The following is a 22799-nucleotide window of genomic DNA, read 5'->3' as shown; positions in this document are numbered from 1 at the left end:
TGCTTCCCTTCGCGGCGCGGTTCAACGCCCGATTATGCGGGATATCGGCGGCGACGCCGCACCTGGAACGGGTATGCAACCACGCCATGCATCGGCGCGGAACGCGAGATAGTCGGCGGTGCGTATCGAAATGATGATCGACTGCACCGACCGACATTCACCGGCACGGGAACACCATGCTGAATTCGACGCAGCGGGAAGCCGTCGGCGAAGCGTTTTCGCTCGACGCGAAGCGGCACGCAAGAACGATGACGTGGCACGCCGTCGACGCGATCGCGGATGAGGGGTATCGCGTCAGCGATTTTCCGCACGCGATCGACAAGGCCGGCAATCTCGGCGATTTCGGCGATTTCGACGGCGCGCCGGCCACCGGGCCGTGGATCCTGGAAATCCGAAAGCGCGCATCCGACACGGCCGTTCGGCGCGCTCTGTGAAGACTTGCTGATGCGAGCCCCAGCCGAGCGACGCGCGCCGTGAGCGCGCGTCGCCGGCCGCTCGTCAGATGCTGATCGCGACCGGGCCTGCCAGCGGCGTGTAGCCGTCGTCGAAGAGGAACCACGCATCGTACTGGCCCGACGCCAGCGCGCTGTTCGCCGTGGACGAGAAGAGCAGCGAGCCCGTGCTCTTCGGCAGATACGCCCACGACTTGTAGCCGCCCTTGGTCGGCTGCGCGCCGCGCGGGTAGATGCCGACCCAGTTCTTCGGGCTGTGGCGCCAGGGCGGCACGACGTAGTCGAACCGCAGCGTACCGTACGTCGACCCCTGCGACGACAGCGCGGGCACGAACTTTCCGTTCGTATTGCCAATCGCCGAATCGGTCAGCAGCGCGCCCGCTTGCGTCTGCACGCAGCCGGCCACGCGGCGCAGGAAGTTCGGATCGTTCGCGTCGCGGATGCTCGCGTCGTACCAGCCTGCGTCGCCGTACCACGTGACGGCCTGCGTCGCGCCGGCCGGCACGCTGACCGACTGCGGCGTGTTCATGCCGTACGCGTTGTCGACGAGCTGGAACGTTGCCGGGCTCGATCCGGCGGTGTTGTCGAGCGTGATCTGCACGTTGCCGTTCTGCACGTCATAACAAAGGCTCACTTCGGCCGACGAACCGGTATTTCCCGACGCGCCGACGTTGCCACGGAACGTCTGCAGGAATCCGTTCGGCCCGTAGACCGAATAGTCGTAGCCACCGGCCGAACTCAGCGCGAGCGAATCGGACAGGGTCGTGCACGCGTTCGCGCCGGCGCCGATCGTGTATTGCCGCGGGATCGTGCTGGTGCCGTCGACCCACGCCTGCAGATGCACGCCCGCCGTGCCGGTATTGGTCATCGTCAACGCGAGCGCCTTGCCGGACCGGTTGACCTTGCCCTGCACGAAGAACTCATATGGCAGCCGGCATGCCGCATTGCGGCCGGTCGTTTGTGCCGGCACCGCGGTGGTGGTCGCCGGCGGGATGACGACCGTCCAGCCGTTCGGGTCCATGTTGCTGGCCGGGCTCGGGATCGCGGGCACCGTCTGGTCGGGATTCGTGAAGTCGAACGCCGACGTGAGGTCCCCGCACACGGTGCGCCGCCACGGCGTGATGTTCGTTTCCTGGAGCCCGAAACGCGTTTCCAGAAAGCGGATCACCGACGTGTGATCGAACACCTGCGAGTTGACCTTGCCGCCTTTCGACCACGGCGAGATCACGAACATCGGCACACGCGGGCCGAGGCCGATCGGCACGTCGCCGCTGGCCGAGCCGTCGGACGCTGCGCCGCTGCTGCCGACGAATTCGGCCGCGGTCGAGACCGTCGACAGGCCGGTGCCCGCGTAGGCGCTGGATGGCACGGCGGGCGGCACGTGATCGAACAGGCCGTCGTTCTCGTCGTACATCACGAGCAGCACCGTGCTGGCCCAGACCTTCGGATTCGACGTCAGCACGTTGAGGACGTTGCTCACATACCATTCGCCGCCGCTCGCGGCCCACGACGGATGTTCGCAGTACGCGTAGGGCGCGGCGATCCACGATACCTGCGGCAGCGTGTCGTTCGCGACGTCGGCCTGCAACTGGCTGAACAGGCGCGTGTCGTATTCGGTGCCGCCACCCGTCGGGTCGATTTGCGTGCCGTTGAGCGCCGGCGCAAGCGGATCGTTCGCGCCGAGGTTCTGGTACTGCCTGAAGTTGAGGATGACGTTGTCACCGTAGTTGCCGTTCCACCAGAGATCCTTGCTGGAGCCGTTGTATTCGCCGTAACCGTGAGCGGCATCGAGCCCGTTGCCCTTGTCCTGATAGAACTTCCACGTGACGCCGGCTTCATTCAGCCGTTCCGGCATCGTAGTCCAGCCGGTGCCGGTCATCGTGTTGGTCGTGTACGGTGAATAGCCGGGCACGTTGCCGCAGCAACCGGTCCACAGATACAGGCGGTTCGGGTCGGTCGGCCCGAGCATCGAGCAGTGGTAGCTGTCGCACACGGTGAAGGCGCTCGCCAGCGCGTAATAGAACGGGATGTCGTTCTGCGTGAAGTAGTACATCGTACCGCTGGTCTTCGCGCCGGCCCAGTTGTCGTAGCGGCCGTTGTTCCATGCGCTGTGCGTGCCGTTCCAGCTGTGGTCGAGGTCTCCGTAATAGGTGTCGCCGTTCGCGCTGCCGGCCGGCGGCGACGGGTTGAACGGGAACACGTACGACAGCAGCCACGGCTGGCGCCAGACCGGATACCCGCTCGAGATCACGACGGGGCGCGGATCGCCGAAGCCGCGCGCGCTGCGCAGCGTGCCGAGGTAGTGGTCGAACGACCTGTTTTCCTGCATCAGGATCACGACGTGCTTCACGTCCTGGATCGTGCCGGTGACGGTTGCCGCCGGAATCGACTGCGCGCGCAGGATGCTCTCGGGCAGCATGCCGGTGACTGCCGTGGCGCCCGCGAGCTTCAGCGCATCGGCCAGGAACTGACGTCGTGTCGTGGATTTGTTTTGCATGTTCGCTCTCTGTCATGAATGGCCGGACGCCGCCGCGCTTCAAACGCCGCGCGTTGCAATGGCAGTCGCGCCGGACAAGGGCAGGTGCCCGTCAGTGGCAAGCCGTGGCGCAATGCAGGACCGGCGCGGCGGCCGGGCCCGATGCCGATGCGCGGTTCGCGGCGAGGTTGCCGGTCGCGCCGGAATCGCCATCGCCGCAACCGGCCAGCGTGCAGAGGAGTGCGATCATCAAAGCGCCGCGCCAGTGCGGAAAATGACTTTCCTTGCCGGCGGGCGGAGCGGGGTTGTCGCGACTCGATTCAAGTCGGATTCCTGAGTGATTGACGTGCGTCGTTCCTGTTCCTGCTTTCATTGCCCCTCCAGAAATGAAATGAACAGCGGAGAATAGCGCCCGTATCAGAACAACTTCATGACAGGCCATCCGCGCGTGCCGGCGACATGCGACAGCCTTGCATCGGGATTGGTCGCGACCGGATGCGTGACGTAGTCGAGCAACGGCACGTCGTTGATCGAATCGCTGTAGAAGTAGGTTCGTTCGAAATCCGACGGCGCGTAGCCGAGCGAATCGAGCCAGGCGTTCGTGCGCACGACCTTCCCTTCGCGAAAACTCGGCACGCCGGTGCTGCGTCCGGTGAACCGTCCGCCCGGCGTGCCGTCGTCGGTATCGAGCTCGATGCCGAGTAGATGCTCGATTCCAAACTCGGCGGCGATCGGCCCCGTCACGAATACGTTGGTTGCGGTGACGATGCAGCAGAGATCGCCGCTCTCGCGATGACGATCGACGAGCGCGCGCGCCTGCGGCGTGATGGCCGGCCGAATCACCTCGTCCATGAACTGCGCGTGCCAGCGTTCGAGCTGCGCCCGTGGATAGCGGGTGAGCGGCGCCAGCGTCACCGCGAGATACGCGTCCATGTCGAGCGTGCCGGCCGCGTAGCGGCCGTAGTGCTCGTCGATCAGCGCCGCGTGCGTGTCGTCTTCCAGCGAGCCGACCCGAGTGATGAAGCGGCCCCAGGCCTGATCGCTGTCGAGCGGCAACAGCGTGTGATCGAGATCGAACAGCGCGAGATTCCTGTGCATGTGAAAGTCCTTGTATTGCGTGGCTGCTGGCGTGCTCATGCGCCGATGAGTTTCTCGATCGCGTCCTTCGCGTTCTTCCCGTCGATGGTTGTGACGCCGTCGAGCCACTTCGACAGCACGCCCGGGTTCTTCCTCGCCCATTCTTTCGCGACCGCGACCGGATCCGCGTGATTCATGATCGGCACCATCAGCTGGTTCTCTTCGTCGGTCGTGAATTTCAGGTTGGTCAGCAGGCGGCCGACGTTCGGGCAGCGTTCGAGGTAGCCGGGCGTGACGAGCGTGTAGACCTTCGCCGAGCCGTAGTTCGGGCCGAACACGCCGTCGCCGCCTTCCAGGTACGCGATCTTGTAGTTGATGTTCATCGGATGCGGCTCCCACGCCAGGAACACGATCATTCGGTGTTCCTGCACCGCACGCGTCACCTGCACCAGCATCCCGGCCTCGCTGGACTCGACGAGCTTGAAGCCGCCGAGCCCGAATTCGTTCCTGTCGATCATCCGCTGGATCAGCGCGTTACCGTTGTTGCCGGCGCCGATCCCGTAGATCTTGCCGTCGAGCTGGTCGCGGAACTTCGCGATGTCGGCGAAGCTCTTCAGGCCCTTGTCCGATGCGTATTGCGGCACGGCCAGCGTGTAACGCGCGCCGACCAGGTTCGGCTGCGGCAGCAGGCGCACGGCGCCGGCGTCGACGAACGGCTTCACCGTCGGCGTCATGCTCGGATCCCAATAGCCGAGGAACGCATCGATCTGCGCCTTCTTCACGCCGGCCAGCACGATCGGCGGCGACGCGATCGTCTTGCTGGCTTCGTAGCCGAGCCCGTCGAGCAGCATCATCGCGACGCCGGTCGTGGCCGCGATGTCGCTCCAGCCGACATCGCCGAGCGTCACCTTCCTGCAGACGTCGCCTTCGGATGCGTGAACGGGCGCCGTCGCGATCGACGCGAGCAGCATTGCGGCCAGCATCCATGCCTTCTTCATCATGTTGGTCTCCTAAGCAAGTGTTCCGGATCGGGTTGCGTGAGTGGTCCGACGATCGATCGTATTGATCGGATGAAACGAATGAACTTGGGTCTAGCCGTGCGGTTTTTCGTAACGTATATTAGAAAGCACAAATTCGCAAGTTCGCACAAAAATACAACCTGCGGCGCGTGCGAACCGTCAGCCGGACGAAAGCAGAACATGTCGGGCGGCGGTCCGGGCGGGTCGCGTTTCGTCAAGTCGGTCGAAGAATGGAGGCATCGCATGATCAGTCAGATGGAAATCATCTCCCGCCTGTTGCTGGCCGCGCTGCTCGGCAGCATCATCGGCATCGAGCGCGAACGGCTGTCGTGGGCGGCCGGGTTGCGCACGCACATGCTGGTGGCCGTCGGCGCGGCGCTCGTGATGGTCGTGTCGGCGTTCGGCTTCGCGGACATCCAGAACGCGAAGAACGTGTCGCTCGACCCGTCGCGGGTCGCCGCGCAGGTCGTATCGGGCATCGGCTTTCTCGGCGCCGGGTCGATCATGCTGCGCGGCGAGATCATCCGAGGGCTGACGACGGCGGCGAGCCTGTGGGTCGTCGCGGCGGTCGGGCTGGCGGTGGGCGGCGGCATGTACATCGCCGCGATCGCTGCAACGGCGATCGTGCTGACGATCCTCGCCGGCCTGAAGCCGATCGAGAAGCGCTTCTTCGCCGCGCGGCAGCGCTGGGGCGTGCGCATCCTCGCGAGCCGCGGCGCGGTGAAGCTGACGTCGCTGCAGGCGATGCCCGGGATCGACCAGGCGCGCATCGTCCAGTTCGTCATCGAACAGGACGACGCGACACCGGACGACGACCGGATCCATGTGGTGTTCTCGAAGATGACGAGCCGCGAGTTCCAGATGGTCCGTCAATCCCTGCAGACCCTCGGCGGGGTCAAAAAGATGGAGGAGAGCGCCGCGTAGCCGCGGTTCGAATACCATTGACGTTCATTTCCAAGGACATTTCATGTGGCAAGAAGAGCGATATCAGAGGATCCGGCTTCTGTTATCGAAGATGCAGCGTGTCTCCACCGACCGGATCATGGCCGATCTGAACGTGTCGCGGGAAACCGTGCGCCGCGATCTCGTCGATCTGGAAGCGATGGGGGAGCTGAAGCGCGTGCACGGCGGCGCGGTGCAGGTGGGCGACGAAGCGCCGATCGCCGAACGCGCGCAGACGCACGTGAAGGCGAAGCAGGCGATCGCGCGCGCCGCGGCGCGGCTCGTCACGGGCTCGCAGACGCTGTTCATCGACGCGGGCACGACCACCACGCTGCTGGCCGAGGAGCTGGCGAAGCTGTCCGGCCTCACGGTCGTCACGAATTCGATCGACGTCGCATTGAAGATGCGCTCGAGCGACCCCGGGCAGGCGAAGAACGAAACGATTCTGCTCGGCGGGATGATCGGCAGCCGCGCGGCCGCGACGGTCGGCGACGGGACGATCGCCGAGATCTTCCGCTATCGCGCCGATCTCGCGTTGCTGTCGCCGGTCGGCGTCGACCACGTGCGCGGCGCGACGAACTACGACCGGATGGAAACGGAAGTCGCGCGCGCGATGGTCGCCAACGCGGCGGACGTCGCGATCCTGGCCGACTTCAGCAAGCTCGGCACGAATAGCCGGATCGGCTTTTGCGAACCCGCGCGGATCGGCACGCTCGTGACGGACCAGAAGGCGGAGTCGGTCGACAGCTACCCGAGCATCAGGAAGGTCATCCGGAACATCGTGCTGTCGTGATGCGCGTGGCGGCGCGCCGCGTCATGTGAAGCGGCTGGCACGACGCGCTTGCGCCGCAGCATCGACAGTGACTGCGCCGCGGGTGCGGCCGGATCGTCGGTCGATGCCTGCACCGTCCGTTCGATCGCGCTCGCCTCGGCGCGCAGCGCTTTCACCATCGCCATCAAGTCGTCGAGCCGCGCGCGCATCGCACGCGCGCTTGTCTGTTCCGCCGCCTCGCGGCGGCTCGTGTGCAGCGCAACCGGGTCGTCGTGCTCGGCACGCAACGCTGGCATGTTCATGCCACAGGCCGCACGTACGAAGACGACTGGGCGCATCTGTTCACGATCGAAAGCGGGAAGATCGCGACGTTTGTCGAGTATCACGATACCGAGGCCGAAGCGGCGGCACATCGACCGTGACGACGCCGTATTCGCGCACGGACATCGTCATCATCGGAAGCGTGCATCGCATGCTTCGGCCGGCCGCCCCGGTCAATCGATCGCGCGCATCGCGTGGCGCAGTTCCTGGTAGCTGCGCAGGCCCGTCACGCCGAGTTCGCGTCCGATCCCGCTGAGCCCGAAACCGCCCCAGCACACGTGCGGGTAGATGAGCTGCGGTGCGTTGATCCACACGAGCCCGGCGCGCACGCGTGCCTGGAACTGCTTCGCGATTTCCGCGTCGCGCGTCACGACGGTCGCGACGAGCCCGTAGCGCGTGTCGTTCGCGAGCGCGATCGCCTCGTCGTCGGTGCGGAACGACTTCACGCACGCGACCGGGCCGAACACCTCGTCAGTCCACAGCAGGTTGTCGACGGCCGGTTCGGCGACCACGACCGGCGCCATGAAGAAGCCGTTACCGCCCCCCTCGGCGACGCACCCGCTGAACGCGACGCGGGCGCCGGCCGCGATGCCTTGCTCGAGCATCGCCTCCACGCGCGTGCGCTGCGCGGCCGAGATCAGCGGCCCCATCGCGACGTGTTCGGCGGAAGGCGGCGCGACGACGAGCGCGCGAACGGCCGTCTCGAACGCGGCCATGAAGCGGCGGTACACGCTGTCGTGCACAAGGATGCGCGCGGTGGCCGAGCACATCTGGCCCGCGTTCGTGAACGCACCGGCCACCGCCAGCGACACCGCGACGTCAAGATCGGCGTCGTCGCGCACGATCAGCGACGACTTGCCGCCGAGTTCGAGCGTCACGCGCTTCATGTCCTCGGCCGCGGCCTGCATGACCTTGCGGCCGGCGGCCGTGCTGCCGGTAAACGAGATCTTGTCGATCAGCGGATGCGCGGTCAGCGCCGCGCCGACTTCCGCGCCGCCGTTGACGACGTTGACGACGCCGTCCGGCACGCCGGCCTCGGCGATCAGGTCGAGCAGTGCGTGCTCGGTCGGCGACGTCAGTTCGGACGGCTTCATCACGACCGTGCAGCCTGCCGCCAGCGCGGGCGCGAGCTTCCACGCGGTCGTGACCATCGGGAAATTCCACGGCATGATCAGCGCGGCCACGCCGACCGCATCGTGAAAGCGTTCGGCCGCAACGGTGTCGCTGGGCAGCGCGACCGGCTCGGCCGCGAACAGCGCAGGGTTCTCGCACAGCTGCGCGTAGTACGCGAACGTCGCGGCGACGTCGCCGACGTCGGCGTCGGCCTCGAACGGCGGCTTGCCGCTCACCTGCATCTGCAGCGCCGCAAGGCGTTCGCGGTTGGCGTCGACGCGCGCGGCGATCGTCGCGAGCAGGCGGCCGCGCTCGGCGGGCTGCGTGTCGCGCCAGCCGGCGAACGCGTCGCGCGCGGCGCGGACCGCGGCGTCGACGTGCGCGGCCGTCGCGAATTCCTGCCAGCCGATCGTCTCGCCGGTCGATGCATTGAAGATCGGCGCACCGGCTTCAGCGGAATGCGTGCGCACGGATCGGCCGGCGATGCGCGCGGCCGGCAGCACGATGGCGGTGGCGGAAGGGGAAAGCTCAGCGGTGGACATGAACGTTTTCCTGTCGATCGGGTTAGCGGCAGGCGACGCCCGGCATCACGCAGAGCATCTCGAACGCGAGGTTCGCGCCGACGAGCGCGGTGGTGCCGGTCGGATCATACGGCGGCGACACTTCGACGAGATACGCGCCGACGATGTTCAGCCCCTTCATCCCGCGAATGATCTCGAGACCCTGCTGCACCGACAGCCCGCCGATTTCCGGCGTGCCGGTGCCGGGTGCGAACGACGGATCGAGACCGTCGATGTCGAAGCTGAGATAGACCGGCGTGTCGCCGATGCGTTCGCGCACCTGCGTCATCAGCGGCGCGAGCGACTTGTGCCAGCATTCCTCCGCCTGCACGACCGTGAAGCCCTGCTGGCGGCACCAGTCGAAATCGTCCGCGTGGTAGCCGGTGCCGCGCAAGCCGATCTGCGTGACCTTGTCGCATTGCAGCAGGCCGTCCTCCACCGCGCGGCGGAACGGCGTGCCGTGCGCGATCTTCTCGCCGAACATCGTGTCGTTCACGTCCGCGTGCGCGTCGACGTGCACGACGGCGACCTTGCCGTACTTCTTGTGCAGCGCGCGCAGGATCGGCCATGCGATCGTGTGGTCGCCGCCGAGCGTGATCGGCCGGCAGCCGTTCGCGACGATCTCGTCATACGCTTCTTCGATGCGGCGCACCGAATCCTTCAGGTCGTACGGATTGGTCGCGACGTCGCCGATGTCGGCGACCTGCAGCGAATCGAACGGTGCCGCGCGCGTGGCCATGTTGTACGGGCGAAGCAGCACGGATTCGGTGCGGATCTGGCGCGGGCCGAAGCGCGAACCCGAGCGGTTCGACGTGCCGAGGTCCAGCGGCACGCCGACGAAGCACACGTCGAGGCCGTCGGTGGTGTCGGCCTGCGGCAGGCGCATCATCGTGGCGATGCCGCCAAAGCGCGGCATCTCGTTGCCGCCCATGGGTTGGTTCAGTTCGCGTTGCATCGGGCCGTCTCCTCTTTCTGGTGAAAAGCGATCGGCCGATGGTAGAGGAGAACGCGCATGCGAAGATCGTGAAGTCGCAACGTTTACATCGACGGCGCTCGATGCGAGTGGCGTTGCCGCATCGAAGCGGCGTGACCGTCGGCGGACCGTCGGCGTCGGACCGGATCAGCGCGCGATCGCGGGCGGCGGCGCGCCGTCGCCGTCGTGCGCCGCGGCCGCACGAAACGCCGGCGCGGCCGAGCCCCATGCAGCAAGCTCGCGCTTCGTGCGCACACCGAGCTTCGCGAACGCGCGCTTCACGTACGACTCGGCCGACGCGACCCGCACGCCGAGGATGTCGGCGGTTTCCGGCACGGTCTTGCCGGAGATCAGATGCTTGCAGGTTTCGTATTCGCGCTTCGACAGCTTCACGCCGTCGGCCGCGATCCGCGCATCGAACTGCGCGAGCGGATGCACTTCGGGTGTCGGATGCGCGACGCGCCGCGCGGCGGTGGTCGACGCGTGCAGCTCGAGCAGCGGGAACAGCACATCGCTGACGTTGCGAAAGCGGTTCATCTCGGCGAGCGTGAACGGCGGGCGGTCACGGCCGCGTTCCAGCGCGATCGAATGCTGCGCGTAGCGGGTGCCGCGCGCGAGCACGCATTCGTGGCCGATACGCACGTCGTCGAACAGCCGCTGGCGGAATTCGCCGGGCGGAATCGCCGCGATATCGCGCACGACCAGCATCGTGCCCGTCTTGCCGCGCAGCCCCGCGAACAGCGGGTCGCTGTCGAGAAAGCGCTCGTAGTAGAGCGTCATCACGTCGGAGATCGCGGCAGTCGCGGTGCCGATGCCGCTGCTGCCGATCCATTCGCAGCGGTAGCCGGTGGGCATCGTGCCGTCGACGCGCGAACGTTCGACGTGCGCCACGTCGAGCGGTACCACGTCGTTCAGCAATTGCGTGAGACGCGGCACGAAGTGCGGCGTGCCGACCGTCTCGATCAGCTCGCCCAGCGCCTTGAACGACACGACGAAGCGGTCGGTGTCGCGGTCTGAGGGGTTCACGTTGAGCAGCATGCGGTTCCCCGGTGAAAAGCGGCCGCGATTTTAGCGTCCGAAGTCCGAAACGTCATTAAGGGGAAATGCGGTATGGCGCCCTGCGACCTGGCGCACCCCGGAAAACGCGACTTGTCCCCCCCGAAGGGGGGCATACCGGGGCAGTGTAAATGAGTAACTTTGTCTCTGCTTTTTCAATCCAGAGACGAAAGATTCAGATGACCAAACTGATCAAGGACATCCTGCCGCTCGGCGCAGGCATTGGCGAATTCACGAAGCTCGACTTCGGGATGGACGAAAGCGACTGGCGCGCGGCCGAAGGCAAGAGCGGCAGCTATCTCATCGGCTGGTGGGAAGGCAAGGTCGGCTCGGTGGAGTTTCCGGAAACGGCGGCGGACGAGGCGGTGTGGCTCGTCGAGGGCCGGATCGCGCTGACCGACGTGGACGGCAACCGGAAGGAATTCACGCCGGGCCAGGGGTACCTGCTGCCGGCCGGTTTCGCGGGCCGCTGGGAGACGATCGAGGACGCGAAGAAGTTCTACGTGCTGCTCGAGAAGTCGTGATGCGAGCGACCGCCGCCGTGGTGTCGTCGTCGGATTGACGCGCGGCCCACCGGCGGTTGCGTTTTCGATCGACCGCTAGCGAAGTCCGTCGCGCTTTTGCCGACAGGACGCATCGCGACTTGCAGTGCATGCGCCGCAAGTCGCCATCGGCGAAATCGGCGAAATCGGCGAATGCGGCACGCCGCGCACGCTCGACCCGTGCGGGCCGCGATCACGTGGGATGGCTGGGATCATGGAAATGGAAGTCAACGAAGCAACACGGGCCGCACCGGCGCACGCACACGCCGCGCGTCGCGCACCGGTCGCACTGGGCACCGCCGAGGCGCTCGCGAATACGAAGCTGTTCCCGTACTGGCTCGACAACCCGGCCGCACCGGCCACCGAGCCGGAACTCGTCGGCGACGCGACGGCCGACCTGCTGATCGTCGGCGGCGGCTTCACGGGGCTGTGGGCGGCCGTGCAGGCGAAGGAGCAGATGCCGCACCTGAACGTGGTGCTGATCGAGGCCGGCAAGGTCGCGCACGGCGCATCGGGCCGCGCGGGCGGGATCATCTCGACGTCGGTGATGCACGGGCTGCCGAACGCGGTGCGCGTGTTCCCGAACGACATCGCGCAGCTCGAGGCTTTCGGCCATCGCAACCTAGACGGCTTCGAGGAAACGCTGAAGCGCTACGACATCGACGCCGACATCGAGTGGAACGGCGAGATGACGGTGGCGGTCGACCCCGAGCACCTCGCGCATCTGAAGGGCGACTACGACCTGCATCGCGAATACGGACACGACGTCGTGCTGCTGAACCGCGACGAAACGCTCGAACAGCTGAACTCGCCGCTGTTCGCGGGCGCACTGTGGTCGCGCAACCGCAGCGGCATCGTGCATCCGGCGAAGCTCGCGTGGGGGCTCAAGCGCGCGGCGCTGTCGCTCGGCGTGAAGCTGTACGAACACACGCCGCTCACCAAGGTGACCGACGAAGGCGGCACGGTGTACGTGAAGACGCCGAAGGGCGGCGTGCGCGCGCCGCGCGTCGTGTTCGGTAGCGGCACGGCGAAGGTCGGCATTCCCGACATCAACCGCCGGGTGATGCAGGTGCGCGACCACGTGCTCGCGACCGAGCCGCTCACCGACGAACAGCTCGCGCGCATCGGCTGGAAGAATCGCCAGGGCGTGTACGACACGCGCACACAGCTGAACTATTTCCGGCTGACGAAGAACAACAACATCATCTTCGGCGGGCTGGTCAGCTATCACTTCGACGGCGATCCCGAGCCGCACCAGGACGGCGAGCGCGAAACCTATTACCGGCTCGCGGAGGCGTTCTATCGCACGTTCCCGCAGCTTGCCGACGTGCGCTTCTCGCACGCGTGGGGCGGCCCGATCGACTACTGCTCGCGCGGCTCGGTGTTCGCGAAGCGCTATCTCGGCGACAAGGCCGTGTTCGTCGCCGGCTACACGGGTTTCGGCGTCGCGGCGAGCCGGTTCGGCGCGTTCATGGGGCTGAACATCCTGTTCGATCGCGACAGCCCGGAACGCAAGCTCGACATCGCGAACCAGAGCCCGAGCTACATCCCGCCCGAGCCGATGCGCTGGGTCGCCGCGAAGATCACGTTCCATGCGTTCGACGGCGCGGATGCCGAAGGCGGCTGGAAGCGCGCGTGGATAAACGGGATCAAGGCGATGGGCTTCCCGATGTAGGCGACGCGCGATGTCCGCGAGCGACGCGTATGGCGCGTGCCGTTGCCGATGGCGGCACGCGTCCGGCAAGGTTCATCGGCAAAGACGGCCGGTATCGCGCCGGCCCGACAACGCGCTCAGGCGCAGCGGCTCGAAGCATGTTTTCGAATACCACCGATCTCGATCTCCGGCTCATCCGGGTCTTTCTCGCCGTCGTCGACGCACGCGGCATCACGGCGGCCGAGGCATCGCTCGGCGTGCGGCAGTCGACGATCAGCACGCAGCTGTCCGCGCTGGAAGCGCGCGTCGGTTTCAAGCTGTGCGATCGCGGCCGCGGCGGCTTTCGGCTGACGTCGAAGGGTGAACGCTTCGCGGCCACGGCACGCACGCTCGTCGCGGCGACGTCCGAGTTCGTCGCGCGTGTGCGCGACATCGACCGCAAGCTCGTCGGCACGCTGTCGATCGGCCTGATCGGGCAGGCGCCGCTCGTCGAAAACGCGCGCCTGGCCGATGCCATCGGCGCGTTTCGCAAGCGCGACCAGGCCGTTACGTTTTCGATGAAGGTCGCGTCGCCGCAGGAACTCGAGGAAAGTCTCGTCAACAACCAGCTCGATCTCGCGATCGGGTATTTCTGGCACCGCGTGCCGGGGCTCGACTACACGCCGTTGTTTACCGAGGAACAGGTGATCTACTGCGGGCGCGGCCATCCGCTGTTTCATGCGTCATCGCCGGTGTCCGCCGACGACCTGCACGCGCACGACTGGGTATGGCGCACTTATCCGGTGCCGGAGGAGCAGTATCCGCTGCCGGAGCGGCGCGTGACCGCGAGCGCGGACAGCATCGAGGCCGCGACGATCCTGATCCTGTCGGGCGGCCATCTCGGCTATCTGCCCGCGCATTACGCGGAGCCGTTCGAGCAGCGCGGGCTCGTGAAGGCCATCGGCCGCGCGACGCTCAGCTTCGACGTGCCGCTGCATCTCGCGATGAAGCGCAGCGCGAGCGACAGGCCGATCGTCGACGCGTTCTGCGAGGATTTGCTGCGCGCGTTCAACATCAAGGCGGTCGCGCTGGCCGCGTAGCGCGGCACCTGCTCAGGCATCGATGCGTTCGACCTTGCCGACCAGCAGCCCGTACGACAGGCTGCCCGCGAGCGCCATCGCGGCGATGCAGGTGATGGCGCGCGAGAAGTCCGCGCCGTCGACGAGCAGCCCGATCACGATCGGCGTCGCGATCGCGGCCAGATTGCCGGTGAGGTTGAACACGCCGCCCGTGAGGCCGAGCAGCCGCGCGGGTGCGAGGCCCGACACGAGCGGCCATGTGATCGATGCGAAGCCGTTGCCGAAGAACGCGATCGTCATGAACGCGATCACCCATCCCGTCGACGTGACGTAGTTCGCGCCGATGATGCAGGTCGAGATCCTGGCCGCGTGCGCGGCGGCAATCGATGCGCAGCACGCGGCCAGCAGCGCGCAGCGCAGGAGAAGCGGTTGGAATCGCGCAGCACGCGTCATGGGCGAAGCGCGAACGCGCGAGATGTGAACGCGTGCCGGGCAGGGCGGGTTACGTGCTTGCGCTGTCGTCGCGATATCCGCTCTTGCCGTCGAAGATTTCCTTGAGCGCGGCACGCAGCACGACCGGATCGTGCTCGCCGGGCGCGAGATGAATCACGTAATGTGTGTTGCCGTCGAGACGCGCGGCGGTGCGCTCATCGAGCTTGACTTCGATCGTGTCGCCCGTGAGGCGCACCGTCAGATCCTTCACGTGCGCGGTGAGCTGGTCGAGCACCATCACCTCGATCGACGTTTCCTCCGGAAAGCGCAGCAGCGAGAAGCAATAATTCTGCGCCGCGTCGTGGCAATAGATGTTCGCGCAACTTTCGTCGTCGTCGATGTCGGACGTTGCCGCGCCGACGGTGGCATGTAGTTCCATGATGTTTCTCTCGATGAGGGGTTATCGGGGCAGCGCGGCTTCCGCTTCAACCTCGCAGTGCGCATCGCGCGCCTTCAGCCACAACCCGAACTCGCGCATGACGTCGACGACGGGCCGCAGCCGGTCGCCGTCCGCGGTCAGATCGTACTCGACGCGCACCGGCACTTCCGGATACACGGTGCGCCGCACGAAGCCGGCGTCCTCGAGCGCGCGCAGATCGAGCGTCAGCATGCGCTGCGAGATGCCCGGCATGTCGCGGCGCAGGTCGCTGAAGCGCTTCGGCCCGTCGAGCAGATACGACACGAGCAGCAGCCGCCAGCGGCCGGCGAGCAGGCGCATCGCTTCTTCCACGGAACATCCTGTCGCACTCGTTTTCATCCTGCTGAACCCCGGTTGGTAACTTTTTTGTGACTACGGCACAAACGACTGCCTTCTTCTCAGCGCTGCGCCGATGCGAGATATTAGCGCCCGCGTCGCGGCGAATCGAGAGTCGAACCACCCAACCAAGGAAACACATGAAGCTCTATCACGCTCCCGGCAGCTGTTCGCAGGCGATTCGCATCGTGCTGCGCGAAGCGGGCATCGACGCGAAGATCGTCACGGTCGACGCGCGCAAGCACCGGATCGAAGGCGGTCGCGACTATTTCGACGTCAACGAACTCGGCTACGTGCCGCTGCTCGAACTCGACGACGGCACGATGCTGCGCGAAGGACCGGTGATCGCGCAGTATCTCGCCGACCTGCGCCCCGACGCGGGGCTCGTACCCGCGTACGGCACCCTCGCGCGCTACCGGCTGATGGAATGGCTGAACTTTCTGGGCACCGAGATCCACAAGGGCTTCATCCCGCTGCTGTACGCGGTGCAGGCGGGGAAATACGTCGACCCGGCGCGGCAGAAGCTCGACAGCCGCTTCGCATGGATCGACCGCCAGCTCGACGGCAAGACCTTCGTCACGGGCGACTCGTTCACGATCGGCGATGCGTACCTGTTCGCGCTGACGGGTTGGGGCAAGGCTGACTGGATGCGTTCGGTGTACAACGCCGACATCGACTTGAGCCGGTACACGAACCTGCGCGCGTGGTACGAGCGGGTGCGGGCGCGGCCGGCCGTGCAGCAGGTGCTGCAGGCCGACGCCCGGCCCGATGTGTCGTGATTGAAGCGCGTCGCGCAGTCAGCGCGTCAGCGTCACGAACAGATAGCCGACATACCCGGCCCCGTTTGCCAGCAACGCCCAGATCGCGAGCCCGCGCGCGCGGGCATTGACGCGCAGCCACACCGCCGCCGCGAGCGTGATGATCACGCCGGTCAGCACTTCGGGGCGCGGTTCCCACGGCGTCAGCATGATGCCGATCGCCGGCAGCAGCGTGCCCTGGAACACCATCGCGCCGGTGATGTTGCCGAACGCGAGCGTGTCCTTCTTGCGACGGATCCACAGCACGCTGTTGACCTTTTCCGGCAATTCCGTCGCGATCGGCACGATGATCAGCGACAGCAGCAGCGCGGAGATGCCGAGCAGGTGCGACACCCCCTCGACGCCGTGAATGAAGCCCTTCGCCCCGCCGACGAGCAGCGCGACACCGAGCGCGAGTTGCAGCGCGATGGTCGCCAGGTTGGTCGGCAGCCCGACGCGAGACAGGAACATCGCGTGCGGCGCCTCGGTGCCGTGCCCGGCATCGACGAGTTGCGTCGACGCGCGGAACGTCATCAGGACGTACGTCACGTAGATGCCGACCAGCATCGCGGCGAGCAGCGCGCGGACCGCCCACACGTGATGCGGAACGAACATCGCGATGGTGGCGAGTGCGAATGCGGCGATGAAGTAGTTCAGGTCGCGCACGAAGCCGGTGCGCTCGGGCGCGATCGTGCCGGTCAGTCCGCGTGAGCGGATCACGGCGATCGTCATCAGGAAGGTCGTCAGCGTCGCGAGCATCAGCGGCGCGCCGAGAATCGCGCCGACGCCGATTTCCTCGTTCACGGCCGCGTTCGACGTGCCGCCCGCGAGCGCGAGCAGCGGCACCATCGTTTCGGGAAGCGCGGTGCCGACTGCGGCGAACAGCGAGCCGGTCACACCTTCCGAAATCTTCAGCCGCTCGCCGAGATGTTCGAGCGCATTCGTGAAGAGTTCGGCGGCGATCAGGATGACGATCAGCATGACCGCCAGTTCGACGAGCATCAACGTCATGCGGCACCTCCGCAGGCAGGCACGCAGGCAGTGGCGGAACGGACGCAGCGAACGAGACGCAGGGGGAAGGCTGGAAGGAACATGGGGACTCCGTGGTCGGACGTGGACGAACCATGACGCATCTGCCGACGTCCGACCAGGAACGACGCGATGCGTCGATGGTCTCGCCAGACCGATTAGGCCGAACGCGCCACGGCCGCAGGCCGAGTGTGTTGACGCGTTCGCTTTCCGGGGGATGGAAAGCAGGCTACTCCCCAAAGACGAAGGGCAGTCTAGCCGAGCTGGCCGCTTTCGGCAAGCGCGCGCGGCGGCGTCATCCGCGCGTCACGAAACGCGGGCCGGGAAGTGAAGCGCGAAGGTTGTCCGTCCGTCGCGGCTCACGACCTCGACCTTGCCGCGATGCAGCTCGACGATCGACTTGACGATCGCGAGCCCGAGCCCGGTGTTGCGCGCCGCGCCGTGCCGCGACGAATCGATCCGGTAGAAGCGCTCGAAGATCCGCTCGATCTGTTCGGGCGGAATCGCGACGCCGCGGTTCGTGACCTCGACGACCGCGTAACCGGGCTGGGTCGATACGGCCAGCTCGATCGTCGATCCGGCTTCCGCGTGTTCGAGCGCGTTCGAGACGAGGTTGCTGACGGCGCGCCGGAACAGTGTCGCGTCCGCGACGACCCGCGCTGCGCCGTGTACGTCGAGGCGCACGCCGGCCTCGTCGGCCAGCGCCTGGAAATACGACGCGAGCCGGCGCAGCTCGTTGCCGGCGTCGAGTTCGGCGGTCTTCAGGTGCTGCCGCGCATTGTCCGTGCGCGCGAGAAACAGCATGTTCTCGATCATCCGCTGCAGCCGTTCGCATTCCTCTATGTTCGAATCGATCAGCGCTTCGTATTCCTCGGTGGTGCGGGCACGCGACAGCGTGACCTGCGACGCGCTGATCACGTTCGCGAGCGGCGTGCGCATGTCGTGCGCGAGATCGGACGAGAACTGGGACAGCCGCACGAACGCGCGCTCGAGCCGGTCGAGCATCCGGTTGACCGACGTGGCGAGCTCGCGCAGCTCGATCGGGCCGCCGCGCGCATCGAGGCGCGCGGCCAGGTTGTGCGCCTCGATGCGCGACGTCTGCCGGCCGAGGCTCTCGACCGGACGCAGGCCGCGGGACGCGACCGCGTAGCCGAGCGCGCCGACCAGGAGCGCACCGAGCGCGGCCGCGAGCCAGATGTCGACGCGATAGCTTTCCAGCAGCGACTGGCGATCCGCCGCCGTGCGCGCCAGCGCAACCTGAATGGTTTCGCCCGACGGCAGCGTGGCGCGCGCACGGACACAGCGCGACGTGCCGATGCCGGGCGGCGAGCACGTGAATGGGCTGGCGGCCGCGCCTGCTGCACCGGCCGGCTGCGGCCGCGCGATCACCGACGCGAGCGTATGGCCGGCATCGTCGGTGTGTTCGACGAGCGGGCGGTTCGCGCCGTCGTAGATGCCGAGATAGACGCCCGGATGCGACAGCAGCACTTCATGGAAGACGGCCGGATCGGCGCGCACGGCGGCGGTCGAACCGCTCGCCCGCGCGAGCTGCAGGAACTGGTTGAGCTTGCCGGCGATCTCGATATCGTCGCGCCGGGTCAACTCGGCGGACAGCGAGCGATACAGGTACGCGCCGGTCAGCGCGAACACGAGCGCGGCCACGACCGCGAACGCGAGCGTCAGGCGCCGGAGCAGCGAATAGGGCGCGGGGCCGCCTTTCACGCGCGATCCTCGAGCACGTAGCCCATCCCGCGGATCGTGTGGATCAGCTTCTTCTCGTATGCGTTGTCGATCTTCGCGCGCAGGCGCTTGATCGCCGCATCGACGACGTTCGTGTCGCTGTCGAAATTCATGTCCCAGATCTGCGACGTGATGAAAGTGCGCGTCAGCACCTCGCCCTCGCGTTCCGCGAGCAGCTGCAGCAGAGCGAACTCCTGCGCGGTCAGGTCGATGCGGGCGTCGGCGCGTCGCGCGCGGCGCTTGATCAGGTCGACTTCGAGATCGGCGATGTGCAGGATGTCTCGGGAATTGCGCGGCACGCGCCGCAGCAGCGAACGGATGCGGGCAAGGAACTCCGCGTACGCGAACGGCTTGAGCAGGTAGTCGTCGGCACCCAGTTCGAGCCCCGTGACCTTGTCCTCGATCGCTTCCCGGGCCGTCAGCAGCAGCACCGGCGTCTGCTTCTGCGCGCGCAGCCGCCGGAGCACCTCGAAGCCGTCCAGTTCCGGCAGCATCACGTCGAGCACGACGAGATCGAAATCCTCGTGCAGCGCGAGGAACAGCCCGTCCTGGCCGTTCTCGGCCACGTCGACCGTGTAGCTTGCCTCCGTCAGCCCTTTGCGGAGGTACGACGCCATCTTGGGTTCGTCTTCGACTATCAGTATCCGCATGGTGGAGCAGGCCGTTCGTGATTCCAGCCGGTCAGTGTAACGCGTGAGCTTACGGCGCAGCGGGTGCGCGAACGATGACCGCCGGATGACGGAATTTTCATGAAGCGCGCGTGCGATGCGTCGCCGTACTTCATGAAAATTCCGTCATGTTTCGGCCATGTCGTCGTCACGCCGGCGGCGATAAGCTGCGTCCGTCTCGTATCCGGCGCGCGTCGTCGCGGCGCCGCTCCCGTTCATCCGGTCATCGTCTGCCTGATTCCGCATCCATGTCGTATTGGCGCAAATTCATCCTCGTTGTGCTGCTGGCGCTGTGCGTGCCGATCCAGTCGTTCGCGACCGTGTCGACGCAGTGCGCGGGTGCCGCCGCGTCGCATGCGGGGGCCGGCGCGGAGGCCCAGGCTGCGTCGCATGCGATGCCGAGCGCGCACGGCGAGCGGCATGAGCACGACGACCACGCACGGCACGGGGCGCCTTGTTCCGCCTGCGGGTCCTGCTGTTTCGGCTCGGGCATGGCGGAGGTGCCTGCCGTGTCCGTTACGTCGGACGTCGGCCTCGCGGTCGTCACGTTCGCGCCGTCGACGGTCGTCGTGTCGTTCTTGACCGGCGGTATCGACCGGCCGCCGCGCCGGATTCCCGTCTAGGTCGTGTTCACACTAGCGCAGGGCTTCGACGATCAGGGCAAAGTTGATAAAAGCAATGAACATCAAATCGAGTTTGTCGAAGCGGGAGAAGATGCGACGAAAGCCCTTCAACCGGCGAAACAACCGCTCGACTTCGTTGCGACGTTTGTACATTTCCCGGTCGTACTCCCAAGGCTCGACGCGCGTGCTCAACGGAGGAACGACAGGGATAAAGCCGAGATCGAGCGCGAGTTGCCGGGTTTCGTTTCCTTCGTACGCCTTGTCCATCAATAGATGCAGCGGTCGATTCGGCGGTCCCAGGCGTTCGAGCAGTGCACGGCCGTGCGGCGCATCGCCGGCCTGACCGGGAGACAGTGCGAACGTTATGGCTGTTCGAGCATCCGCGGCAACCATATGAATCTTGGTTGTCCATCCTCCGCGAGATTTGCCGATGGCTTGGGGTCCATTTTTTTTAACGCACCGGTACCGTCAGGATGAACCTTCACGATCGTGCTATCCAGCGACACCGCTTCAATTCGAACGCGGATGATCTGTGCGCGCTGCAACTCCGTGAACACTCGGTCCAGGACGCCGTTGCGAGACCAGCGGTTCATGCGCGTGTAGATCGTGTGCCAGCGGCCAAAACGTGGCGGCAGGCCGCGCCATTTACACCCGTGCTCGGCAACATAGAGGATCGCGTTGAGCACTTGCAGGTTCGACAGGCTCACATTACCCCGCTGTCGCGGCAAGCAATGTTCGATCTGTTTGAATTGGGCTTCGGAGATTTCCATCTCCGAAGCATATCCTTAAATCTATGTAGTGTGAACAGGCCCTAGTCCGTGTCCGCGGCCGACCGGCCGCGATCCGCAAACCGTGCCGGCGAACGCTCGACATCCGCCGCACGACTCACGACGAGAAACATCCATGCGATTGATTACTGCGGCGCTGCTTGGCGCGGCGGCGCTCGTGCCGTCGCTCGCGCCCGCGCAAACCGCCTTTCCCGATCCGGCCGACGCGGCCGCGCCGGTGCCGGACGTCACGGTGACGTCCGCGTTCGACGGCTACGCGCCGTATCGGGACGACGCAGGCCCGGGCTGGAAGCAACTGAACCGGGACGTGATGGCGCGGCCCGCGAAGGGCGGCACCACCGGACACGCGAAACCCGAAAATGCGGCAGCCGGCGCGGCCCATTCGATGCACGGAGGGGCCGGGCAATGACGAGACTTGCGATTTCACCGCGGTTCGGCGCAACCGTGCTCGTGCTGGCATTCCTCGCCGGCTGCACGACATTCTCGAAGGACGGCGGCTTCGACGCCGTGTCGTCCGTCGCATCGGAGCGCATCGGGAAGGTCGCGGTCATCGTCAGGACCGACGCCGACCGTGCGGCCGTCGACAAGCGGACGAAGGAACTGCTCGAGAAACCGCTGTCGATGGACGACGCGGTGCAGCTCGCGCTGCTGAACAACCGTGGCCTGCAGGCGTCGTACGCGGAACTCGGGCTGTCGGAGGCCGATCTCGTGCAGGCAGGCCGGCTGCCGAACCCGCGCTTCTCGTTCAGCCGCACGCGGGCCGGTGACGGTGAACTGAGCCTCGGCCGCACGTTCTCGGCCAACGTGTTCGCGCTGCTGACGCTGCCGCTCGCGACGAACATCGAACGCCGCCGTTTCGAGCAGACTCGGCTCGAAACCGCCGACGCGATGCTGAGGGTCGCGGCCGACGCGCGCCGCGCTTATGTCGAAGCCGTCGCGGCCGAACAGGCCGCGAATTATGCGCAACAGGTCCGCGACGCCGCGAGCGCCGGAGCCGAACTCGCGCTGCGCATGCGCCAGGCCGGCAACTTCAGCCGGCTCGACTACGCGCGCGAACAGGCGTTCCATGCGGATGCTGTCGCGCAGCAGGCGAAGGCGCGGCAGCAGGCCGTGGCCGCGCGCGAGAAGCTCACGCGCGCGATGGGGCTGTGGGGCGAGCGCACGCGGTACGCGCTGCCCGAGCGCTTGCCCGACCTGCCGAAGGCACGCCCCGATCTGCCCGATCTCGAACGCTATGCGATGAGCAATCGCCTCGACATCCAGGCCGCGAAGCTGCAGACGCGGGGCGTCGCGTCGTCGCTCGGGCTCAGCAAGGCGACGCGCTTCGTCAACGCGGTCGATCTCGGCTACGTGAACAACTACGAGACCGCCAAGGGGCACGAGCACGGCTACGAGATCAGCGTCGAGATTCCGCTGTTCGACTGGGGCGGCGCGAAGGTCGCGCGGGCCGAGGCCGTCTACATGCAGTCGGCGAACCGGCTCGCGCAGACGGCGATCGACGCGCGCTCGGAAGTGCGCGAATCGTACGCGGCATACACGACGAGCTACGACGTCGCGAAGCACTATCGCGACGAAGTCGTGCCGCTGCGCAAGACGATCTCGGACGAGTTGCTGCTGCGCTACAACGGGATGCTCGCGAGCGTGTTCGAGCTGCTGGCCGATGCGCGCGAACAGGTCGGCGCGGTCAACGGCTACATCGATGCGCTGAAGGACTACTGGCTCGCCGAAACCGATCTGCAGGCGGCCGTCGGCGGCCGGCTGCCGACCGCGCAGCCGACGCAGCCGACGCAGCGTGCGGACGCGCCCGCCGCACCCACGACCGACGCTGCACCGCAGCCGGCTTCTTCACCTGTGGCGCAACCGGCGCCCGCAACGCATCCGGAAGGTCATTGA

Annotated in this window: 24 protein-coding genes, 1 pseudogene and 1 riboswitch; of the genes and pseudogenes, 10 read left to right on the top strand and 15 right to left on the bottom strand. The window is 66.5% G+C overall.

From position 1 onward, the window contains the following. The first annotated feature begins 176 nt into the window (after positions 1 to 176). Positions 177 to 434, top strand: coding sequence for a hypothetical protein (locus WS66_RS11445; protein ID WP_059605120.1), 258 nt, complete (start codon positions 177 to 179; stop codon positions 432 to 434). A 64-nt stretch (positions 435 to 498) separates the two neighbouring features. Here the strand turns inward: WS66_RS11445 and WS66_RS11440 are convergent, their stop codons facing one another. From WS66_RS11440 to WS66_RS11425, 4 genes are all read right to left on the bottom strand, one after another. Then, positions 499 to 2949 carry a phosphocholine-specific phospholipase C gene (locus WS66_RS11440; RefSeq protein ID WP_059605122.1) on the bottom strand — a complete coding sequence of 817 codons (2451 nt, stop codon included), beginning with the start codon at positions 2947 to 2949 and terminating at the stop codon, positions 499 to 501. Positions 2950 to 3040: 91 nt separating this feature from the next. Beyond that, positions 3041 to 3178: a hypothetical protein gene (locus tag WS66_RS34370; RefSeq protein WP_236872898.1), complete on the bottom strand. Its 138-nt coding sequence runs from the start codon at positions 3176 to 3178 to the stop codon at positions 3041 to 3043. Between the two features lie 167 nt (positions 3179 to 3345). After that, entirely contained in the window at positions 3346 to 4026 is a 681-nt protein-coding gene (locus WS66_RS11430; RefSeq protein ID WP_059605227.1) for an HAD family hydrolase, read from the bottom strand. A 35-nt stretch (positions 4027 to 4061) separates the two neighbouring features. Further along, positions 4062 to 5006, bottom strand: a complete 945-nt coding sequence (locus WS66_RS11425) for a choline ABC transporter substrate-binding protein (RefSeq protein WP_059605128.1) — start codon at positions 5004 to 5006, stop codon at positions 4062 to 4064. 261 nt (positions 5007 to 5267) lie between these two features. On the opposite strand from WS66_RS11425, the gene WS66_RS11420 reads away from it, so the two are divergent. Together WS66_RS11420 and WS66_RS11415 are read left to right on the top strand one after the other, a co-directional pair. Continuing rightward, positions 5268 to 5948 carry an MgtC/SapB family protein gene (locus WS66_RS11420; RefSeq protein WP_059605230.1) on the top strand — a complete coding sequence of 227 codons (681 nt, stop codon included), beginning with the start codon at positions 5268 to 5270 and terminating at the stop codon, positions 5946 to 5948. A 43-nt stretch (positions 5949 to 5991) separates the two neighbouring features. Continuing rightward, positions 5992 to 6759: a DeoR/GlpR family DNA-binding transcription regulator gene (locus tag WS66_RS11415; protein WP_059605131.1), complete on the top strand. Its 768-nt coding sequence runs from the start codon at positions 5992 to 5994 to the stop codon at positions 6757 to 6759. Here the strand turns inward: WS66_RS11415 and WS66_RS11410 are convergent. The 4 genes from WS66_RS11410 to WS66_RS11390 form a co-directional block, all read right to left on the bottom strand. Then, on the bottom strand, positions 6714 to 7034 hold the full coding sequence (locus WS66_RS11410) for a hypothetical protein (protein WP_236872897.1): 321 nt from the start codon (positions 7032 to 7034) through the stop codon (positions 6714 to 6716). The genes WS66_RS11415 and WS66_RS11410 overlap by 46 nt on opposite strands. A gap of 198 nt (positions 7035 to 7232) precedes the next feature. Further along, the gene (locus tag WS66_RS11400; protein ID WP_059605138.1) at positions 7233 to 8714 is read right to left on the bottom strand and encodes an aldehyde dehydrogenase family protein; all 1482 of its coding nucleotides are present in this window, start codon (positions 8712 to 8714) and stop codon (positions 7233 to 7235) included. 22 nt (positions 8715 to 8736) lie between these two features. Then, positions 8737 to 9687, bottom strand: a complete 951-nt coding sequence (gene speB, locus WS66_RS11395; RefSeq protein ID WP_059605141.1) for an agmatinase — start codon at positions 9685 to 9687, stop codon at positions 8737 to 8739. Positions 9688 to 9852: 165 nt separating this feature from the next. Beyond that, positions 9853 to 10743, bottom strand: a complete 891-nt coding sequence (locus tag WS66_RS11390; protein WP_059605145.1) for a helix-turn-helix transcriptional regulator — start codon at positions 10741 to 10743, stop codon at positions 9853 to 9855. A gap of 197 nt (positions 10744 to 10940) precedes the next feature. On the opposite strand from WS66_RS11390, the gene WS66_RS11385 reads away from it, so the two are divergent. The 3 genes from WS66_RS11385 to WS66_RS11375 all read left to right on the top strand — a co-directional run bounded on the left by WS66_RS11385 (position 10941) and on the right by WS66_RS11375 (position 14036). Then, positions 10941 to 11285, top strand: a complete 345-nt coding sequence (locus tag WS66_RS11385) for a cupin domain-containing protein (RefSeq protein WP_059605149.1) — start codon at positions 10941 to 10943, stop codon at positions 11283 to 11285. Positions 11286 to 11517: 232 nt separating this feature from the next. Further along, complete coding sequence (locus tag WS66_RS11380) at positions 11518 to 12978, top strand: NAD(P)/FAD-dependent oxidoreductase (protein ID WP_059605233.1); 1461 nt, start codon at positions 11518 to 11520, stop codon at positions 12976 to 12978. A gap of 137 nt (positions 12979 to 13115) precedes the next feature. Then, positions 13116 to 14036: a LysR family transcriptional regulator gene (locus WS66_RS11375; RefSeq protein WP_059605151.1), complete on the top strand. Its 921-nt coding sequence runs from the start codon at positions 13116 to 13118 to the stop codon at positions 14034 to 14036. Between the two features lie 12 nt (positions 14037 to 14048). Here the strand turns inward: WS66_RS11375 and WS66_RS11370 are convergent. The 3 genes and pseudogenes from WS66_RS11370 to WS66_RS11360 form a co-directional block, all read right to left on the bottom strand. Continuing rightward, positions 14049 to 14375 (bottom strand): annotated as a pseudogene (locus tag WS66_RS11370) (MFS transporter); the annotation flags it as partial. A gap of 142 nt (positions 14376 to 14517) precedes the next feature. Continuing rightward, entirely contained in the window at positions 14518 to 14886 is a 369-nt protein-coding gene (locus tag WS66_RS11365; RefSeq protein ID WP_059605157.1) for a hypothetical protein, read from the bottom strand. A 21-nt stretch (positions 14887 to 14907) separates the two neighbouring features. Continuing rightward, on the bottom strand, positions 14908 to 15264 hold the full coding sequence (locus WS66_RS11360) for a winged helix-turn-helix transcriptional regulator (protein WP_059605162.1): 357 nt from the start codon (positions 15262 to 15264) through the stop codon (positions 14908 to 14910). A gap of 137 nt (positions 15265 to 15401) precedes the next feature. Here WS66_RS11360 and gstA point away from each other — a divergent pair, with 137 nt between their 5' ends. Continuing rightward, positions 15402 to 16040, top strand: coding sequence for a glutathione transferase GstA (gene gstA / locus WS66_RS11355; RefSeq protein ID WP_059605165.1), 639 nt, complete (start codon positions 15402 to 15404; stop codon positions 16038 to 16040). Positions 16041 to 16058: 18 nt separating this feature from the next. Here gstA and WS66_RS11350 read toward each other — a convergent pair whose 3' ends face one another. From WS66_RS11350 to WS66_RS11340, 3 genes are all read right to left on the bottom strand, one after another. Beyond that, the gene (locus WS66_RS11350) at positions 16059 to 17069 is read right to left on the bottom strand and encodes a sodium:calcium antiporter (RefSeq protein ID WP_059605168.1); all 1011 of its coding nucleotides are present in this window, start codon (positions 17067 to 17069) and stop codon (positions 16059 to 16061) included. An 84-nt stretch (positions 17070 to 17153) separates the two neighbouring features. Next, positions 17154 to 17337, bottom strand: a riboswitch (yybP-ykoY riboswitch). A gap of 56 nt (positions 17338 to 17393) precedes the next feature. Next, entirely contained in the window at positions 17394 to 18809 is a 1416-nt protein-coding gene (locus WS66_RS11345) for a heavy metal sensor histidine kinase (protein ID WP_059605171.1), read from the bottom strand. Then, entirely contained in the window at positions 18806 to 19477 is a 672-nt protein-coding gene (locus WS66_RS11340; RefSeq protein WP_059605175.1) for a heavy metal response regulator transcription factor, read from the bottom strand. The genes WS66_RS11345 and WS66_RS11340 overlap by 4 nt, the downstream gene beginning before the upstream one ends. Positions 19478 to 19743: 266 nt before the next feature. On the opposite strand from WS66_RS11340, the gene WS66_RS11335 reads away from it, so the two are divergent. Beyond that, the gene (locus WS66_RS11335) at positions 19744 to 20118 is read left to right on the top strand and encodes a hypothetical protein (protein ID WP_059605178.1); all 375 of its coding nucleotides are present in this window, start codon (positions 19744 to 19746) and stop codon (positions 20116 to 20118) included. A 12-nt stretch (positions 20119 to 20130) separates the two neighbouring features. On the opposite strand, the gene WS66_RS11330 is transcribed toward WS66_RS11335, so the two are convergent. Beyond that, positions 20131 to 20888 (bottom strand): IS5 family transposase gene (locus tag WS66_RS11330; protein ID WP_108064602.1). Its coding sequence is split into 2 segments (ribosomal slippage): positions 20131 to 20573 and positions 20573 to 20888, totalling 759 coding nucleotides; the frame shifts between segments, so codons are not numbered across the junction. 133 nt (positions 20889 to 21021) lie between these two features. Here WS66_RS11330 and WS66_RS11325 point away from each other — a divergent pair. Continuing rightward, positions 21022 to 21315 (top strand): hypothetical protein, encoded by a 294-nt coding sequence (locus tag WS66_RS11325; protein ID WP_059608036.1) that lies wholly within the window; start codon positions 21022 to 21024, stop codon positions 21313 to 21315. After that, complete coding sequence (locus WS66_RS11320) at positions 21312 to 22799, top strand: TolC family protein (RefSeq protein ID WP_059608037.1); 1488 nt, start codon at positions 21312 to 21314, stop codon at positions 22797 to 22799. Before WS66_RS11325 ends, WS66_RS11320 begins: the two co-directional genes overlap by 4 nt.

Origin of the sequence: Burkholderia sp. LA-2-3-30-S1-D2 (genome assembly GCF_001523915.2) — a bacterium.
Taxonomy (GTDB): domain Bacteria; phylum Pseudomonadota; class Gammaproteobacteria; order Burkholderiales; family Burkholderiaceae; genus Burkholderia; species Burkholderia diffusa.
This window is presented reverse-complemented; position numbering and strand designations above follow the sequence as displayed.

Excerpts from the sequence above, each read along its gene's own strand:
- WS66_RS11425 (WP_059605128.1), bottom strand. The coding sequence starts at position 5,006 with ATGATGAAGAAGGCATGGATGCTGGCCGCAATGCTGCTCGCGTCGATC.
- WS66_RS11365 (WP_059605157.1), bottom strand. The coding sequence starts at position 14,886 with ATGGAACTACATGCCACCGTCGGCGCGGCAACGTCCGACATCGACGAC.
- WS66_RS11440 (WP_059605122.1), bottom strand. The coding sequence starts at position 2,949 with ATGCAAAACAAATCCACGACACGACGTCAGTTCCTGGCCGATGCGCTG.
- WS66_RS11380 (WP_059605233.1), top strand. The coding sequence starts at position 11,518 with ATGGAAATGGAAGTCAACGAAGCAACACGGGCCGCACCGGCGCACGCA.
- WS66_RS34370 (WP_236872898.1), bottom strand. The coding sequence starts at position 3,178 with ATGATCGCACTCCTCTGCACGCTGGCCGGTTGCGGCGATGGCGATTCC.
- gstA (WP_059605165.1), top strand. The coding sequence starts at position 15,402 with ATGAAGCTCTATCACGCTCCCGGCAGCTGTTCGCAGGCGATTCGCATC.
- WS66_RS11390 (WP_059605145.1), bottom strand. The coding sequence starts at position 10,743 with ATGCTGCTCAACGTGAACCCCTCAGACCGCGACACCGACCGCTTCGTC.
- WS66_RS11360 (WP_059605162.1), bottom strand. The coding sequence starts at position 15,264 with ATGAAAACGAGTGCGACAGGATGTTCCGTGGAAGAAGCGATGCGCCTG.
- WS66_RS11385 (WP_059605149.1), top strand. The coding sequence starts at position 10,941 with ATGACCAAACTGATCAAGGACATCCTGCCGCTCGGCGCAGGCATTGGC.
- WS66_RS11375 (WP_059605151.1), top strand. The coding sequence starts at position 13,116 with ATGTTTTCGAATACCACCGATCTCGATCTCCGGCTCATCCGGGTCTTT.
- WS66_RS11420 (WP_059605230.1), top strand. The coding sequence starts at position 5,268 with ATGATCAGTCAGATGGAAATCATCTCCCGCCTGTTGCTGGCCGCGCTG.
- WS66_RS11415 (WP_059605131.1), top strand. The coding sequence starts at position 5,992 with ATGTGGCAAGAAGAGCGATATCAGAGGATCCGGCTTCTGTTATCGAAG.
- WS66_RS11325 (WP_059608036.1), top strand. The coding sequence starts at position 21,022 with ATGCGATTGATTACTGCGGCGCTGCTTGGCGCGGCGGCGCTCGTGCCG.
- WS66_RS11350 (WP_059605168.1), bottom strand. The coding sequence starts at position 17,069 with ATGACGTTGATGCTCGTCGAACTGGCGGTCATGCTGATCGTCATCCTG.
- WS66_RS11430 (WP_059605227.1), bottom strand. The coding sequence starts at position 4,026 with ATGCACAGGAATCTCGCGCTGTTCGATCTCGATCACACGCTGTTGCCG.
- WS66_RS11335 (WP_059605178.1), top strand. The coding sequence starts at position 19,744 with ATGTCGTATTGGCGCAAATTCATCCTCGTTGTGCTGCTGGCGCTGTGC.
- WS66_RS11320 (WP_059608037.1), top strand. The coding sequence starts at position 21,312 with ATGACGAGACTTGCGATTTCACCGCGGTTCGGCGCAACCGTGCTCGTG.
- WS66_RS11410 (WP_236872897.1), bottom strand. The coding sequence starts at position 7,034 with ATGCCAGCGTTGCGTGCCGAGCACGACGACCCGGTTGCGCTGCACACG.
- speB (WP_059605141.1), bottom strand. The coding sequence starts at position 9,687 with ATGCAACGCGAACTGAACCAACCCATGGGCGGCAACGAGATGCCGCGC.
- WS66_RS11340 (WP_059605175.1), bottom strand. The coding sequence starts at position 19,477 with ATGCGGATACTGATAGTCGAAGACGAACCCAAGATGGCGTCGTACCTC.
- WS66_RS11400 (WP_059605138.1), bottom strand. The coding sequence starts at position 8,714 with ATGTCCACCGCTGAGCTTTCCCCTTCCGCCACCGCCATCGTGCTGCCG.
- WS66_RS11445 (WP_059605120.1), top strand. The coding sequence starts at position 177 with ATGCTGAATTCGACGCAGCGGGAAGCCGTCGGCGAAGCGTTTTCGCTC.